The sequence below is a fragment of the Amantichitinum ursilacus genome (assembly GCF_001294205.1).
Classification (GTDB): domain Bacteria; phylum Pseudomonadota; class Gammaproteobacteria; order Burkholderiales; family Chitinibacteraceae; genus Amantichitinum; species Amantichitinum ursilacus.
Map to the genome: position 1 here is coordinate 133,400 of NZ_LAQT01000003.1, position 15,242 is coordinate 148,641.

Consider the following 15,242-nt stretch of genomic DNA (forward strand, 5'->3'; position numbering starts at 1 on the left):
TCCTGTTACACGATCTGCCGCAGCGGCCCTCAGACCTTTACTTGCAACGGCACATCGGGGTTTACAAACGTCTGGCCCGCAATCAGCTTTTGCATCATCTGCGGGTCTTGCCATTCCGCCAGTACTTGCTCCGAAAACACGATGTCGGCGGGGCGGATGATGCCCATGCGGGCATTGTCGGCGTCTTCACGGAAAGCTTGCGCATAGCCGGTGTCGGTTTCATGCGCGATCACCGAATGCAGGCGCACATCGCCTTCGCCGTTTTTCATCACCGTGTTCTGCAAAATGGCGTCGATGACGATAAAGAATAGTCGAGCAAACTGCTCGGCGGAGGGCGAAACCGGCAAGGCGATCCAGCGCGCGCTGAATTGCTTGCACAGACGGATGTACTCGGGGTCGTCCTTGTCCCAGAAACAGATGGCGTGATCAAACGCGTCGATCACGTCCTTGATGGTGCCCTTCATCAAACCGAAGTCGTACACCATCTGACCGTGGTCCAGCGTATGCGCCTCCAGCAGCACCTCAACCTTATAGCTGTGGCCGTGGATGGAATGGCGGCAACGATCGCTGGAACAGTTGCGCACGATATGGGCGTTTTCGAACTTGAAGAGCTTGCGGATCAGCATGATAAAACCTGAGTAATGAACTCGGGTTTTATCATGTTGCCCGCTTTTCGAGCAACCCCGCAGCCGTCGTGGCGCAGTTCAGCCGCGTGGCGCGGCGGATTCGGAGCGGCCCCATAAAAGCGGTGCATAGGGTGGGTCCAGACCCACCACCCAAAGCCATTCACTCAATCACGGCTCCCGCAAATTGCCACCGCCGTAAGGTAAACGCCGTACGCGCGCCAGCGTTCTGAAACAAAAATGCCACCGTTCAGCGGCGAAAAGCGGTGCCGTGAAGACACTGCGATAAGCCACACGCCGCGCCGCGCCTATATCAGGGCCTGCTGATTGTGTGCAGCCGCACGCGCCAGGCCGCGCGGGGCAAGGCCTCGCCATTTTTATATTGCGGCGCAGCATAAAAATGACCACGGCATGGATCACGCCAGCTCAGCTTGCGCTAATACCAGTGCCCAAACCGCGCATCCCACCCCCAATCCACCGTGTTGACAGCCTCTGGCCCTTCAATGGTAATCAGCGATGCACGCGGTTAAACGGCCAGAAAAAGGCCCCCCGCGCGCCGTTGGCAATTCGTTTTCTTACAAAAAATGCCGACGCAGAGGCACGTACAGAGCGTGCGTTAACCAGAGTATGGATGGAGACAAAATCATGAAGAGCACCCGGCTGGCCCTTGCGGCCTTGCCTGCTGCCCTGGTCTCGGTATGCGCGTTTGCCGCGTATCCGGCCTGGCAGGATGGCGGTACTTATACCGCTGGCAGCATTGTTGTTTATAACGGCCACGATTATCAGGCGCTGGTCACCCAGACCGATTACGTGGGCGCCAACTGGAACCCGGCCAGCACGCCGAGCCTGTGGAAAGATCTGGGCGTAGATACCGGCGGCAGCGCCACACCTACCCCGACGCCGACCGCAGCGCCCACCCCGGCCCCGACGCCGGTGGCAACCCCCGCGCCCACCCCGGTGGCGACGCCTGCCCCGACGCCGGCGCCCACGCCAGTCGCTACGCCCGCGCCAACACCGACGCCCGCGCCGACCCCGGCCAGCGGTTGCAACCCGACCTGGAGTGCCACTACCGCGTATAACGCAGGCGCACTGGTCAGCCTCAACGGCGTTAACTACAAAGCCAACTGGTGGACGCAGGGCAACAGCCCCGCCACCAATTCCGGCACTGCGGGTAGCGGCCAACCGTGGCTGATCGTCGGCAATTGCGGCAGCACCACGCCGACGCCAGCACCGACGCCGACCCCCACTCCGGCCCCGACCCCCACGCCAACGCCGAAGCCCACTCCGACGCCGGCACCCACCCCAACCCCGACGGCCGCACCGACGCCAGTCCCCACGCCGACGCCGACTGCAACCCCGACGCCCGCGCCAACGCCCACCCCGGCGCCGACGCCGTCTGCCAATGCCTGCCGTCCGGATGGCCTGATCCCGGGCGCCACCAGCGTGCCGTACTGCAAGGTGTATGACGCCAATGGCCGCGAAGTGCTGGCCAACAACCTCAGCCGCCGCATCGTGGCGTACTTCGCCAGCTGGCGCACCGGCAAGGACGGCACACCGGCGTACCTGGTCAACAACATTCCGTGGTCCAAGGTGTCGCATATCAACTATGCGTTTGCCTCGGTCAACCCGACCAGCTACAAGCTGCAGATCGACACCAGCGCCACCAGCCCCGAAATCGGCCTCACCTGGCCCGGCGTCGCAGGCGCGGCCATGGATACCTCGCTGCCGTACAACGGTCACTTCAACCTGTTGGCGCAATACAAAAAGGCCAACCCCAAGGTCAAGATCATGTTGTCGATTGGCGGTTGGGCTGGCGGTACCGGCTTCTACACCATGACCACCAATGCCGATGGCAGCGCCAATACTGCGGGCATCAACACGTTTGCCGATTCGGTGGTGGCGTTCCTGCGCCAGTACACCTTCTTTGATGGCGTGGATATCGATTACGAGCATCCCACCAGCAACGCGCAAGCGGGCAATCCGCTGGATTTCAGCTTGTCCACTCCACGTCTGAAGGGCCTGATGCCCAGCTATACGCTGCTGCTCAAATCCATCCGCCAGAAACTGGATGCCGCCGCGGTGGCTGACCAGAAGTACTACATGCTCAGCATTGCCGGCTCGGCTTCGGGCTGGATTTTGCGTGGCGAAGAAAACATGGCCGGTCTGCAATATCTGGACTACGCCAGCCTGATGTCGTACGACCTGCATGGCTCGTGGAACCAGTACGTGGGGCCGAATGCCGCGTTGTATGACGATGGCAATGATGCCGAACTGAAAGCCGGTGGCGTGTATGGCGCGGGCCAGTACGGTGGCATTGGTTATCTGAACACCGACTGGGCGTATCACTACTACCGCGGCGCAATGCAAGCCGGCCGGATCAATATCGGCGTGCCGTATTACACGCGGGGCTGGAAAGGCGTGACCGGCGGCACCAACGGTTTGTGGGGCACCAGCGGCACCACCAGCAGCACGGTAACGTGCGCCGGTGTGGCCACGTGCGGCACGGGCGCAACCGGCATCGACAACGTGTGGTACGACCTCGACAGCCAGGGCAATCCGGTTCCGGGCGGCGGCAACCCGTTGTGGCATGCGCTTAACCTGCAAAACGGCATCGTCCCGGATTATCTGGACGCCTATAAAGTTACCGACAAAACGCTGACCGGCACCTATGTGCCGAACTACAGCGCCGCGCTGGTGGCGCCGTGGTTGTGGAACGCCACCAAGCAGGTGTTTATCTCCACCGAAACCGAGCAGTCGATCAAGGCCAAGGCGCAGTACATCGTCAATAACGGGATTGGCGGCGCCATGATCTGGGAACTGGCTGGCGATTACGATTGGGATGCCACCAAAAACGGCGGCAAGGGTGAGTACTTTATTGGTTACACGCTGACCAATGATCTGTACGCCGCCTTCACCGCTGCCCCGCCCTACGGCAACACCAAGGCCGAAACCGCGCTGCCGACCTCTGCCGTGAAACTGGCCATCGTGCTCGACCAATGGCCGCTGGGTGACAACAACTACCCGATCACGCCGAAGATGGAAATCACCAACAACACCACGCAAACCATCGCGGGCGGCACCACCATCGAGTTCGATTACCCTGTGTCGGCTCCGGCCACCATGGCGGACCAATCGGGCTTTGGCCTCAAAACCACCAAGGCTGGCTACAGCGGCCCCAACAACATCGGTGGCTTTAAAGCCAACTACAACCACGCGTCGTTCAGCCTGCCCACCTGGCAATCGCTGGCGCCAGGCGCGACGGTAACGGTGGCGCTCAACTACTACCTGCCGATCTCGGGCCCGTCCAACTACGTGGTCACCATCGGCGGCAACAAGTACGTGTTGCAGCAAGAAAACCCGGATGCCCCGCTGGGCCTGCAATAAGCCCCGTAGCCATCCGTGATCGCAGTACCCCAAACCCGGCCTTGTGCCGGGTTTGTTTTTTGGAAAAATGGCTCATGGCCGCGAGCCTGGCATAGGGTGGGTCTGGACGGGGACGCCCAGTCCCACCCCTCAAGTCATCGACCACAACGCATGCCCCAGGTAAACCGATGCGTCTGGCAAGCCAGGCCCGGCCCGATGAATTTGCCAGCGTCTGCCCGCTATGGCACGATGGCGGCCGCCTTGATTGATGCAGGCTTTTGTTTTCAATCGATTTTTTAAAACGGCTCCGCTGTAAACCCGTCCATGTCCGCCACATCTGCCGCTTCGCTCAGCTTTAATCTGCACGCCTGGTCTGCCTGGGCGAGCGATCTGACTACGCCTGAGGCCTGGCAGCATTGGGCGCATACCGGTGAGCGCCAGGCGCAGCAGCAAGAGCCTGCGGTGGCGGCGATGCCCGCGATGTTGCGGCGGCGCGCGCAAAAGCTGGGGCGCATGGCGCTGGAGACCCTGTATGCGCAGCCTGCGCCCGCGGATTTTCCGTTGGTGGTGGCGTCGCGCTATGGCGAAATCCTGCGCTCGACCGCCTTGCTGCAAGAACTGGCCGAGACCGGGGCGGTGTCGCCGCAGTCGTTCAGCATGTCGGTGCATAACGCGATTGGCGGTCTGTATACCATCGCCACGCAGCAACAAACCCCAGTGTCCGCATTGGCGGCAGGCACGCAAACCACCTTGGGCGGCTTGATCGAAGCCGCGATGCAACTGGCCGATGGCGCGCCCGGCGTGCGGCTGCTGTTGTGTGATGAGCCTTTGCCCGATCTGTACGAGCGCTATGGCGAAACTGCAACACCTGCCTTCGCGTATTTGCTGACGCTGACGCCGGGCGCGCAATTGCGCTTGCATCATCAGCCGGGCAACGGGCAAGATGCCGCCCCGCTTGATCTGCTGCGCTTTCTGCTGACCGACGCGCCCACGCTGTCGCTTGGCCAGACCGGTTGGTGCATCAGCCGCGCGCTGGCGCTGTAATGGCCTGGAACGCAACGGCCGTGCGCGTGGGCAGGGCAGCGCTGTTTGCCTTGGGCTTTATGTTGTTTGGCCTGGGCGGCGCGTTGATGCAGCTGGTGCTGGTGCCGCTGGTGTTTGTGTTGTGGCGGCCGCCGCAGCGCGCACAAGTGGGCAAACGCATCGTGCATCGCGCGATGGCGGCGCAAGTGTGGTTGATGCAGGCCACGGGCGCGATGACGCTCACCGTGCATGGCCGCGAAAAACTGCAGCGCAAGGGTTTGCTGATTCTGCCCAATCACCCGTCGTTGATTGATGTCGTGATTTTGATGGGCCTGATTGAACAGCCCGATTGCGTGGTCAAAGCCGCGATGTGGCGCAATCCGTTTACCGCGGGTGTGGTGCGCATGGCGGGCTATATCAGCAATGCCGTCGGACCCGATCTGGTGCCAACGGGGCTGGAATCGATCGGGCGCGGCAATAACCTGATCATTTTTCCGGCGGGTACGCGCGACGAGCCGGGCCAGCCGCAGCATTTTCAGCGTGGCGCGGCCAATATCGCCGTGCGCGGACTGGCGGCGATTACGCCGGTCATCATTACCGTGTCTGAGCCGACACTGACCAAGCGCAGCAAATGGTATCGTCCGCCCTCACACAAGCCGCACTTTTGCGTGCATGTGCTCGACGATATCGAGCTGGCGCCGTTGCTCGCCGGCCATGGCGAGGCCCCTTTACAGGCCAGGTGGTTAACCACGTGGCTAGAACAATTTTTTAGCGAAGAGATAGCGCGACATGACCCAAGCTGACCTGGTCGCCGAGATCAAGACCCTGATCATCGATAGCCTGAATCTGGAAGAAATCACCCCCGCCGACATCGACACCGATGCGCATCTGTTTGGCGATGGCCTGGGCCTGGATTCGATTGACGCGCTGGAACTGGGCGTGGCGCTGCAAAAGCGCTATGGCCTTAGTTTCGCCGCTGATTCCGAAGAAACGCGCCAGCATTTTGCCTCGGTGGCGGCGCTGGCGGCCTATGTGGGCACGCACCGTACCCAATAATTGTGCAAACAATCAGCAAGCCGACTACGGCAAGTTAATGATCAGGATCAATCCCGCCGCACGCCGCGCCACTGCGGCCGGGCGGGGTGGAGAGCAAGATGCAAAAGCAGGACATTTACGACTGGATTGCCAAAGAGCTGGCCGAAACCTTTGAGATCAAGCCCGCGCTGATCAAGCCCGAGGCGCGTTTGTATGAAGACCTCGATATCGACAGCATTGATGCGGTGGATCTGATCGTGCGGCTGAAGCAAGCCACCGGCAAAAAAATGGCCCCAGAGGCGTTTAAAGCCGTGCGTACGGTCGAGGACGTGGTCGAAGCGGTGTATCGGCAATTGCAGGAACACGGGGCCTGACATGCCCGCATGGTTGGCGGCGCTGGCCGGTTTAAGCGTGCCGGCGCTGTTCTGGCTGTTTCGCTATCTGCACTGGCCGTTCTGGCTGGTGGGGCTGGCCTTGTTGCCGCTGGCCTGGCGCAGACGTAACGCCTTGCCCGGCATGGCGTGGCTGGCGCCGGTGGCCGCGGTGTGCGGCGGGGTGGCGCTGGTGGCGCGCAATGATTTGCCCGTGCGCTTGTACCCGGTGCTGGTCAATGCCTGTTTGTTGCTGGTGTTTGCGCTGAGTTTGCGTGCGCCGCAAACGGTCATCGAACGGCTGGCGCGGCTGACCGACCCCGATCTGCCCCCGTCCGGCGTGCGCTATACGCGCAAGGTGACGATGGTGTGGTGCGGTTTTTTTGCGCTCAATGGCACGCTGGCTTTACTGACTGTGCTGTGGGGCGATGCCCGGATCTGGGCGCTGTATAACGGTGTCATCGCGTATATCGCGATGGCCTGTCTGTTTGCTGGCGAATGGCTTGTGCGCCAGCGTGTGAGACGTGATGAGCAACACTGAATTTGATCTAAGCTGCGGCGCGCTGGCGGGCGCCGATACTTTACCGCTGGCCTGGCGTGATGGCGGCTGGGTGCGCCGCGCGCAATGGCGCGTGGATGTGGCGCGCGCCTGCGCCTTGCTGCAAGGCCTGCCGGCGGGCGATGTCGCACTGTACGACACCGATTGTTATCGCGCTTGCGTCTGGCTGCTGGCCGCCTGGCATGCGGGCCGCTGCGTGATTCTGCCCGCTGATGCCACGCCCGCCACCGAGGCGCAAATGCGCCAGCGCGCCGTTGTGTTGCTGGGCGAATTTGCGGGCGCTGACCAATGTGGCTGGGCGCGTTCCACTTGCACTGTGCCGCTGAAGCCGCTCGACCCGACGCTGCGTGCCGTAGCCGTATTTACTTCGGGCTCCACCGGCGAACCGCTGTGCATCGAAAAACGCCTGGCCCAGCTCAATGACGAGATGCAGGCGCAAGACAGCGTGTTTGGCGCCACCATCCCGGCCGATGCGCTGGTGGTGGCCACGGTGTCGCAACAGCATTTATATGGTTTGTTGTTTCGCGTGATCTGGCCGCTGGTGTCGGGCCGCCCGTTTGCCGCGCAGGCGCTGGCTTTCCCCGAAGCGCTGACCGTCGCTGCCGCCAACGTGCCGCAGGTGTTGGTGTCCAGCCCGGCGTTTCTCAAGCGTCTGCCCGATACGCTGGATTGGGCTGCGGTGGCTGCACATCACGTGGCCATCTTCTCATCCGGCGGCCCGTTGCCGGCCGCCACGTCGGACCAGATCCGCGCCCAGTGCGGGCTGGCCGTGCGCGAAATCTTTGGTAGTTCGGAAACCGGCGGCATTGCCTGGCGCGACCAGCCCAGCGCCGCGTGGATACCGTTACCGCAGGTCGAAGTGGCCTTGTCGGAAGATGGCTTGCTGCAACTGCGCTCGCCCTATCTGCCCAGCCCGGACTGGTTTGTCACCGCCGACCAGGCGCAGTTTGACGCCGATGGCCAGTTCCGCTTGCTTGGCCGCGCCGACCGGATCGCCAAGATCGAAGAAAAACGCGTGTCGCTGAATGCGCTGGAAGCCGCCCTGGCGCAAACCGGCTGGATGAGTGAATCACGCGTGATTGTGCTGGCGGGCGAGCGCACCGAACTGGCCGCCGCCGTGGTGCTTAACGCCGCAGGTCGTGCGCAGGCGCAGGCACTCGGTCACGCCGCATTGGGACGTACGCTGCGCGAAAAACTGGCCCAGCGGTTTGATCCGGTGGCCTTGCCACGCCGCTGGCGCTTTGTGGATGCCTTGCCGCAAACCAGCATGAGCAAGGTGCGTGAGCAAGATATCAAGGCGTTGTTTGATGCGCCGGTGCCTGCGGCGCGACCGCGTTATCCCGACATTACCGGCGTCAGCCAGTCCAGCGATCACGTGGTGCTGCAACTGCATATTCCGCACAACGGCGCGCATTTTGCCGGCCATTTTGTCGAGCAAGGCGTGCTGCCCGGCGTGACCCAGATCGACTGGGCCGTGCATTTTGCCCGCCAGTACTTTGCCTTGCCGCCGCGCTTTTGCGGCATGGACGCGATCAAGTTCCAGAACGTCATCCTGCCCGATGCGCACGTGACGCTCACGCTGGATTACCGCGTTGATAAACAGCAGCTCAACTTCAGCTACGTCAGCGAAAAGCCGCAGGACAGCGCCCGCGCGCATTCCAGCGGCCGTATGCGTTTCGAGGCCGCATGAAGCTGTGCGCCGTTATCCCCGTTTATAACCATGAGCGCGCCGTCGGCGCCGTGGTAGCCGCCTTGCGCGCGCTGGATTTGCCGGTGTTGCTGGTCGACGACGGCAGCAGCGCCGAATGCGCCGCCGTGCTGGCGCAACTGGCGCAGCAGCCCGCAGTAACGCTGGAGCGCTTGCCCCGCAATCAAGGCAAAGGCGCGGCGGTGCTGGCGGGTTTTCGCGCGGCACAGACGTTGGGGTATACCCACGCCATCCAGATTGATTCGGATGGCCAGCACGACACGCGCGATCTGCCGCGCATGATCCACGCCGCGCAGGCCCACCCCGATGCGGTGATCTGCGGTTATCCGATCTACGACGCCTCGGTGCCCAAAGCGCGGCTGTATGGCCGCTATGCCACGCACATCTGGGTGTGGATCAACACGCTGTCGCTGCGTATCAAGGATTCGATGTGTGGCTTGCGCCTGTATCCGCTGGCGGCCACGTTGGCCTTGGCGCAGCGCGCGCATATCGGCCAGCGCATGGATTTCGATACCGAAATCCTGGTGCGGCTGGACTGGCGCGGCGTCGGCATTGTTAATGTGCCGGTGCACGTCAGCTATCCCAGCGATGGCGTGTCGCACTTTGATGTGCTGCACGACAACATCCGCATTTCGTTGATGCACGCGCGGCTGTTCCTTGGCATGTTGCCGCGGTTGCCGCTGTTGCTGGCGCGCATTGTCACCGGCCGCGCCGGCATGCGGTGCGCCTGATGCATTGGTCGCGCATCGGCGAAGCCGGCTTTGTCGGCGGCATGAAATTCATGTTTGCACTGTATCGGCTGTGCGGGCGCTGGCCGTTTCGCGTGGCGCTGTACCCGGTGCTGACGTGGTATGTGCTGACGCGAGCGGTGGCGCGGCGGGCTTCGCGTGATTATCTGAAGCGGCTGTATCTGCACAGCCACGGCACTACGCCCGCGCCCACCTTGCTGAATGTGCTGCGTCATTTCGCCGCGTTTGCCGAGGCGCTGGTCGACAAAGTCCTGGCGTGGAGCGATCCCGATCGGCTGGGCGACGTCACCGTCACCGGGCGCGAAGCCGTGTTGCAATTGCTGGATGCGGGCCGCGGTGGGGTATTTGTGGTGTCGCATATCGGCAATTTCGAGCTGTGTCGCGCCATCGCACGCCATCGTCGCCGTGGCATCAAGCTCAATATTTTTGTACACACGCGCCACGCCGCGCGCTTTAACCGCGTGCTGCGTGATCTGGCCCCCGACAGCCAGCTTGATCTGATCCAGGTGACCGATTTCTCGCCCGCGACCGCAGTGATGCTGTCCGAGAAAGTAGAACGCGGCGAATTTATCGTGATTGCGGGCGACCGCGTGCCGGTGTCCGAACGCGGCCCGGTGCTGCAGGTGGATTTTCTGGGCGCCAGCGCGCCGCTGCCGTTTGGGCCCTATCTGCTGGCCAATATGCTGCGCTGCCCGCTGATCAGCCTGATTGCGCGGCGCGAAGGCGAGCAATCGCATATCAATATCCGGGTGCTCAGTGACGGCGTGCGTCTGCCGCGTGCGGATCGCATGGGCGCAGCCACCGTACTGGCGCAGGCCTATGCCGAGCAGATGGCGCACGCCTGCCTGGCCGCACCGTTCCAGTGGTTTAACTTCTTTGATTTCTGGGGCGCTGCCCCTCGCGGAGAGCAACGATGACTGCCGTGGTATTCGGCCCCGCGCGTTTGCGCATCGAAGACATCGTGGCGTTGTCGCGCCGCCAGGCCCAGCCCGTTTTGAGCGATGACGCCGCCTGGCGCAAGCGCATCGAAACCGGCGCGACCCAGCTCGATGCCATGCTGGCGGAACACGGCCAGATTTATGGCGTGACCACCGGCTATGGCGATTCGTGCACGGTGGGCATTCCGCTTGATCTGGTGGCAGAGCTGCCGCGCCATCTGTACACCTATCACGGTTGCGGGCTGGGCGAGCATTTCAGCCCGCCGCAAACGCGGGCGATTCTGGCGGCTCGGCTGGCATCGCTTAAAAGCGGCTATTCCGGCGTTAGCCTGCAATTGCTGCAACAACTGCATGGCTTGCTGGCGCACGATGTGCTGCCGCTGATTCCGGCCGAAGGTTCGGTGGGGGCCAGTGGCGATCTGACGCCGCTGTCGTATGTGGCCGCCGCCTTGTGTGGCGAGCGCGATGTGCTGGTTGCGGGCGAAACCCAGGCGGCCGCGCAAGCGCTGGCGGCCATCGGCCTGACCCCGCTGCAACTGCGCCCCAAAGAAGGCCTGGCAATCATGAACGGCACGGCGGTGATGACCGCGCTGGCGTGCCTGGCATGGGACAAAGCCAATTACGTCAGCCAACTGGCCACGCGCATCACCAGCCTGGCCGTCGCGACTGCAGCGGGCAATGCCTATCACTTTGACGCCGCGCTGTTTGCCGCCAAGCCGCATGCAGGCCAGCAGCAGGTGGCGGCGCGCATTGCCAGCGATATCGAAGACGTGGGCCAGGAACAACGCCTGCAGGACCGCTATTCGTTGCGCTGCGCGCCGCATGTGATCGGCGTCTTGCAAGACACGCTGCCCTTTTTGCGCGACACCATCGAAAACGAACTGAATAGCGCCAACGACAATCCGCTGATCGACCCCGACACGGGCCGCTTGCTGCATGGCGGGCATTTTTACGGCGGCCATATCGCATTTGCGATGGATAGCCTGAAAAACCTGGTGGCCAATATCGCGGATTTGCTCGATCGGCAAATGGCGCTGCTGGTGGATGCGCGCTACAACAACGGTCTGCCCGCCAATCTGTCTGGCGCAAGCGGGCCGCGCGCCGCCATCAACCATGGGCTGAAGGCGCTGCAGATCAGCGTGTCGGCGTGGACGGCCGAGGCGCTGAAGCTGACGATGCCGGCCTCGGTGTTTTCGCGGTCCACCGAATGCCACAATCAGGACAAGGTGAGTATGGGCACCATCGCCGCGCGCGATTGTCTGCGCGTGCTGCAGCTGACTGAGCAAGTGCTGGCCGCGATGCTGATTACCGTGCGCCAGGGCCTGGCGCTGCGGCAACGCGCTGGCGGCGCAACGGTGGCGTTACGCCCGGCGGCGCAAGCGTTTAATGCGCAGCTGACGGCCGAAGTGGCGTTTATTGACGAAGATGTGGCGCTGGAGCCGCTGTTGCGGCAGTTGCTGGCGCGCATCGATACGCAAGCGTGGAGCCTGTATGCCGCCGATTGATGCGCCGGGCCCCGGCAACGCCGCCGCCGATTCACGTTGGCGCGCGCAAGTGGAGCTGACCATTCCGTTCCACGATCTCGATCCGCTGGATATTGTCTGGCACGGCAATTACGTGCGCTATTTTGAGCACGCGCGCACGGCGCTGTTCCAGCAACTGGATTACGACGTGCCCGCCATGCGCGAATCGGGCTATGTGTGGCCAGTGATCGAACTGAATATCCGCTACGCCCGACCGCTGCGTTATATGCAACGCATCGTGGTCAGCGCCTGGATTGTCGAGTGGGAAAACCGCCTTAAAGTCCGTTACGAAATCCATGACCACGCCACCGGCGCGCGTTTGACGCGCGGTCATACCATCCAGGTAGCGGTGGTGCGCGCCAGTGGCGAGATGTGTTACGTCTGCCCGCCGGTGCTGTTGCAGAAACTGGGAGTGTTTGCATGATGCCGATTTTTCGTCGCCTGGCCGTGCTGGCTGTGGCTGTGTGCGCCACGCAGGTTTACGCCGATGACGCCTTGTTCAAAGACGTGCAAAGCCGGCTGATTGATGCGCCGGTCATCCGCGGTCAGTTCACGCAGTTGCGCCAACTGAATGGCGTTAAAAAGCCGTTGACCTCCACCGGGGCGTTTCTGGTCGACAAACAGAAGGGCGTGATCTGGCAGGCGCAAAAGCCGTTTCCCAGCACTTTGCGCGTAACGCGCAGCGAGATCGTTCAGCGCAATGGCGATCAGGTGATGATGAAGCTCAGCGCCGATAAAGAGCCCACCGTCAAAACCGTCAGCAGCCTGTTGTTTTCGCTGTTTTCGGGCGATGTGTCGGCCTTGGGTCGCATGTTTAGCGCCGACGGCAAAGTGGATGGTAAGCACTGGAGCATGGCGCTGACGCCCAAAGACGCCACGCTGGCCAAGCTGATTGCGGGCATCCAGCTGCAAGGCGCGGGCACGGTCGAGCATATCGAGCTGAACTCCGCCAGCGGCGACATCACGCGCATCGATATGCACGACGTGAGCACCGCGCAAGCGCTGGCGCCCAACGAGGCCGGCAGCTTTGACTAAGCCGTTGGACGCGGCGCGCTTGCCGCGCTGGCTTATGGTGCTGGCCTTGCTGTGGCTGGCGCTGGTGCTCGGCCTGGGCGGCGCGTTGCTGTGGCAGCGCCACAGCCTGCCCACGCGCATCGATACCGATCTGTTTGCGCTGTTGCCGCGCGATCAGCGCAATCCGCTGGCCGAAGAAGCGTTGCAATCGTTGGCGCGCCAAGGCGAACGCCATCTGGTGTTTATGCTGGGCGCGGCCGATGCCGACCGCGCCGCAGCGGCTGCGCAGTTCTGGCAACAGCAAATCAAACCCTTGCCGCTGCAACCGCAAGCGCTGGGCGCGGCGCTGGATAGCATCAGCCGGTTTTATGCACCGTATCGACACAATCTGCTGTCGCCCAGCGATGCGCAGGCACCGGCCAACACCGACTGGAGCCAGCGCGCGCTGGCGGCGGCCTATTCGCCCGCAGGCACCGGGCCGCTGGCGTGGCAGCAAGATCCGTTCGGGCTGTATACCAACTGGCTGCAAAGTCTGGCGGGCGCCAACAAAGTGCGGCCCATCGATGGCTATCTGCGCGCCAGCGATCGCGGCGTTAACTATGTGGTGCTGCCGTATACACTGCAGGGCAGTGCGTTTTCGCTGGGTTTGCAAGAACAGGTGCTGGACGGGCTGGAAGCTGCAGCGGCCCGGCTCCAACAGCAATTTCCCGATGTGCAGCTACGCCGTGCCGGGGTGATTCTGCATGCGGCCACCGCCGCGCGCGGCGCGAAATCCGAGATGTCCACCATCGGCGTGGGCTCGACGCTGGGCGTGTTGGTGCTGGCGCTGCTGGCCTTTCGAGGCTTGCGCCCGGTGGCGCTGGCTGCGCTGTCGGTGGCGGTGGGCAGTCTGGTCAGCACCGCGCTGGTCCTGCAGATTTACGGCCATATCCACATGCTGACGCTGGTGTTTGGCACCAGCCTGGTGGGCGTGGCCGTGGATTACAGCCTGTTGGCGCTGGCGGCCAGCATCGATAACGACACGCCCGTGCCCGCGCGCTACCGGCGTTTGCTGCCGGGCATGGCGCTGGCGGTGTGCACGATGTCCTTGGGCTATCTGGGCCTGGCGCTGACGCCGTTCCCGGGCCTGGCGCAGATGGCGGCGTTTGCCGTCATCGGCATCGTGGCAGCCTGGCTGACCGTGATGTTGTGGTTTCCTTTACTGGCCAGCCGCCAGTTGCCGGCCACGCCGCTGAGCCGCTGGATTAGCCAGTCACTGGCGCGCTGGCCGCGTCTGCGTAAACGCCATGCCTGGCTGGCCTTGCCGTTGCTGCTGATGCTGGGCGTGGGCATCAGTCGTTTGCAGGTTTCCGACGATATCCGTGCGCTGTCGGGCATCGACGCTGGCTTGTTGAAAGAACAGATCGATATTGGCCGCGTGATGGGGCTACCCAGCCCGGCGCAGCTGTTTATCGTGCAAGGCGCCACGCCCGAGCAAGTGTTGCAGCGCGAAGAAGCGCTGGCCGCGCGACTTGCGCCGTTTGTAGCGCAAGGCAAGCTGGCGGGCGCCGAGCGCATCAGCCGCTGGTTGCCGTCGGCGGCGCAACAACGCGCCAATGCGGCGTGGCGGCAATCGCATATCGATCAGGCCCCCGGTTTGCTGGAAGGCGTGGCTGAGCAGATCGGGCTGGAACCGGGCTGGATTGCGCAACAACGCCAGCCCGCACCGCTGCTGACGTTTGATACCTGGATCCAATCGCCCGCCGCGCAAGCCACCTCGTATTTGTGGCTGGGCCACCAAGGCACGGGCTATGCCAGCGTGGTGTTACTGCAAGGGCTGACCCAAAACGCGGTGACTGGCGAGCTGGCGCAACTGCACGTCGATGGCGTGACGTGGGTGGATAAGGTGGCCGACATCTCGCGCCTGATGACGCGTTATCGCCTGTTGCTGACGCAAGTGCTCATCGGGGCCTATGTGTTGAGCTTTATCGTGCTGAGCTGGCGCTATCGCCAACAGGCATGGCGCGTGCTGTTGCCTCCCGCGCTTGCCACACTATTAACGCTGGCGTTACTGGGTTTGCTCGGTGCGCCCGTACAATTGCTGACCGTGGTTACGCTGCTGCTGGTGCTGGGCATGGGCATGGATTACGGCATTTTTTTGCTGGAGCATCCGCAAGATGGCCGCGTGTGGCTGGCGGTGACGCTGGCGGCCGCGTGTACGTTGCTGTCGTTTGGCTTGCTGGCGCTGAGCCATACCCCGGCGCTGCACGCGTTTGGCCTGGCCACGCTCAGCGGCATCGGCCTGGTGTGGCTGCTGGCGCCGTTGTTCCGGCTCCCTTCTTCAACTTCTGATTAAA

14 protein-coding genes are annotated in these 15,242 nt (G+C 63.0%); 13 read left to right on the forward strand and 1 reads right to left on the reverse strand.

Features of this window, described 5'->3' with window-relative positions; genetic code table 11:
* Nucleotides 1-29: 29 nt before the first annotated feature.
* Entirely contained in the window at nucleotides 30-626 is a 597-nt protein-coding gene (locus WG78_RS05440) for a 6-pyruvoyl trahydropterin synthase family protein (RefSeq protein WP_053936782.1), read from the reverse strand.
* Between the two features lie 642 nt (nucleotides 627-1,268).
* Between WG78_RS05440 and WG78_RS05445 the strand changes: the two genes are divergently transcribed.
* The 13 genes from WG78_RS05445 to WG78_RS05505 all read left to right on the forward strand — a co-directional run bounded on the left by WG78_RS05445 (nucleotide 1,269) and on the right by WG78_RS05505 (nucleotide 15,241).
* On the forward strand, nucleotides 1,269-4,007 hold the full coding sequence (locus WG78_RS05445) for a glycosyl hydrolase family 18 protein (protein ID WP_083458790.1): 2,739 nt from the start codon (nucleotides 1,269-1,271) through the stop codon (nucleotides 4,005-4,007).
* Between the two features lie 303 nt (nucleotides 4,008-4,310).
* A complete protein-coding gene (locus WG78_RS05450) occupies nucleotides 4,311-5,030 on the forward strand; it encodes a beta-ketoacyl synthase chain length factor (protein WP_053936783.1) in 720 nt (239 codons plus the stop codon).
* Nucleotides 5,030-5,812, forward strand: a complete 783-nt coding sequence (locus WG78_RS05455) for a lysophospholipid acyltransferase family protein (RefSeq protein ID WP_053936784.1) — start codon at nucleotides 5,030-5,032, stop codon at nucleotides 5,810-5,812. Before WG78_RS05450 ends, WG78_RS05455 begins: the two co-directional genes overlap by 1 nt.
* Complete coding sequence (locus WG78_RS05460) at nucleotides 5,799-6,065, forward strand: phosphopantetheine-binding protein (RefSeq protein WP_053936785.1); 267 nt, start codon at nucleotides 5,799-5,801, stop codon at nucleotides 6,063-6,065. Before WG78_RS05455 ends, WG78_RS05460 begins: the two co-directional genes overlap by 14 nt.
* A 98-nt stretch (nucleotides 6,066-6,163) precedes the next feature.
* Nucleotides 6,164-6,418 (forward strand): acyl carrier protein, encoded by a 255-nt coding sequence (locus tag WG78_RS05465; protein WP_053936786.1) that lies wholly within the window; start codon nucleotides 6,164-6,166, stop codon nucleotides 6,416-6,418.
* A gap of 1 nt (nucleotide 6,419) precedes the next feature.
* A complete protein-coding gene (locus WG78_RS05470) occupies nucleotides 6,420-6,956 on the forward strand; it encodes a COG4648 family protein (protein ID WP_053936787.1) in 537 nt (178 codons plus the stop codon).
* Entirely contained in the window at nucleotides 6,943-8,664 is a 1,722-nt protein-coding gene (locus tag WG78_RS05475) for an ApeI family dehydratase (RefSeq protein ID WP_053936788.1), read from the forward strand. Before WG78_RS05470 ends, WG78_RS05475 begins: the two co-directional genes overlap by 14 nt.
* Entirely contained in the window at nucleotides 8,661-9,413 is a 753-nt protein-coding gene (locus tag WG78_RS05480; RefSeq protein ID WP_053936789.1) for a glycosyltransferase family 2 protein, read from the forward strand. The genes WG78_RS05475 and WG78_RS05480 overlap by 4 nt, the downstream gene beginning before the upstream one ends.
* Nucleotides 9,413-10,348 carry a lysophospholipid acyltransferase family protein gene (locus WG78_RS05485; RefSeq protein ID WP_053936790.1) on the forward strand — a complete coding sequence of 312 codons (936 nt, stop codon included), beginning with the start codon at nucleotides 9,413-9,415 and terminating at the stop codon, nucleotides 10,346-10,348. Before WG78_RS05480 ends, WG78_RS05485 begins: the two co-directional genes overlap by 1 nt.
* On the forward strand, nucleotides 10,345-11,874 hold the full coding sequence (locus WG78_RS05490; RefSeq protein WP_053936791.1) for an HAL/PAL/TAL family ammonia-lyase: 1,530 nt from the start codon (nucleotides 10,345-10,347) through the stop codon (nucleotides 11,872-11,874). Before WG78_RS05485 ends, WG78_RS05490 begins: the two co-directional genes overlap by 4 nt.
* Nucleotides 11,861-12,316 (forward strand): acyl-CoA thioesterase, encoded by a 456-nt coding sequence (locus tag WG78_RS05495; RefSeq protein ID WP_053936792.1) that lies wholly within the window; start codon nucleotides 11,861-11,863, stop codon nucleotides 12,314-12,316. Before WG78_RS05490 ends, WG78_RS05495 begins: the two co-directional genes overlap by 14 nt.
* On the forward strand, nucleotides 12,313-12,927 hold the full coding sequence (locus WG78_RS05500; RefSeq protein ID WP_053936793.1) for an outer membrane lipoprotein carrier protein LolA: 615 nt from the start codon (nucleotides 12,313-12,315) through the stop codon (nucleotides 12,925-12,927). Before WG78_RS05495 ends, WG78_RS05500 begins: the two co-directional genes overlap by 4 nt.
* The gene (locus WG78_RS05505) at nucleotides 12,920-15,241 is read left to right on the forward strand and encodes an MMPL family transporter (RefSeq protein ID WP_152969072.1); all 2,322 of its coding nucleotides are present in this window, start codon (nucleotides 12,920-12,922) and stop codon (nucleotides 15,239-15,241) included. Before WG78_RS05500 ends, WG78_RS05505 begins: the two co-directional genes overlap by 8 nt.
* The last annotated feature ends 1 nt before the right edge of the window (nucleotide 15,242 follow it).

Coding starts and splice junctions, on each gene's coding strand:
- WG78_RS05440 (WP_053936782.1), bottom strand. CDS start 626: ATGCTGATCCGCAAGCTCTTCAAGTTCGAAAACGCCCATATCGTGCGC.
- WG78_RS05445 (WP_083458790.1), top strand. CDS start 1,269: ATGAAGAGCACCCGGCTGGCCCTTGCGGCCTTGCCTGCTGCCCTGGTC.
- WG78_RS05450 (WP_053936783.1), top strand. CDS start 4,311: ATGTCCGCCACATCTGCCGCTTCGCTCAGCTTTAATCTGCACGCCTGG.
- WG78_RS05455 (WP_053936784.1), top strand. CDS start 5,030: ATGGCCTGGAACGCAACGGCCGTGCGCGTGGGCAGGGCAGCGCTGTTT.
- WG78_RS05460 (WP_053936785.1), top strand. CDS start 5,799: ATGACCCAAGCTGACCTGGTCGCCGAGATCAAGACCCTGATCATCGAT.
- WG78_RS05465 (WP_053936786.1), top strand. CDS start 6,164: ATGCAAAAGCAGGACATTTACGACTGGATTGCCAAAGAGCTGGCCGAA.
- WG78_RS05470 (WP_053936787.1), top strand. CDS start 6,420: ATGCCCGCATGGTTGGCGGCGCTGGCCGGTTTAAGCGTGCCGGCGCTG.
- WG78_RS05475 (WP_053936788.1), top strand. CDS start 6,943: ATGAGCAACACTGAATTTGATCTAAGCTGCGGCGCGCTGGCGGGCGCC.
- WG78_RS05480 (WP_053936789.1), top strand. CDS start 8,661: ATGAAGCTGTGCGCCGTTATCCCCGTTTATAACCATGAGCGCGCCGTC.
- WG78_RS05485 (WP_053936790.1), top strand. CDS start 9,413: ATGCATTGGTCGCGCATCGGCGAAGCCGGCTTTGTCGGCGGCATGAAA.
- WG78_RS05490 (WP_053936791.1), top strand. CDS start 10,345: ATGACTGCCGTGGTATTCGGCCCCGCGCGTTTGCGCATCGAAGACATC.
- WG78_RS05495 (WP_053936792.1), top strand. CDS start 11,861: ATGCCGCCGATTGATGCGCCGGGCCCCGGCAACGCCGCCGCCGATTCA.
- WG78_RS05500 (WP_053936793.1), top strand. CDS start 12,313: ATGATGCCGATTTTTCGTCGCCTGGCCGTGCTGGCTGTGGCTGTGTGC.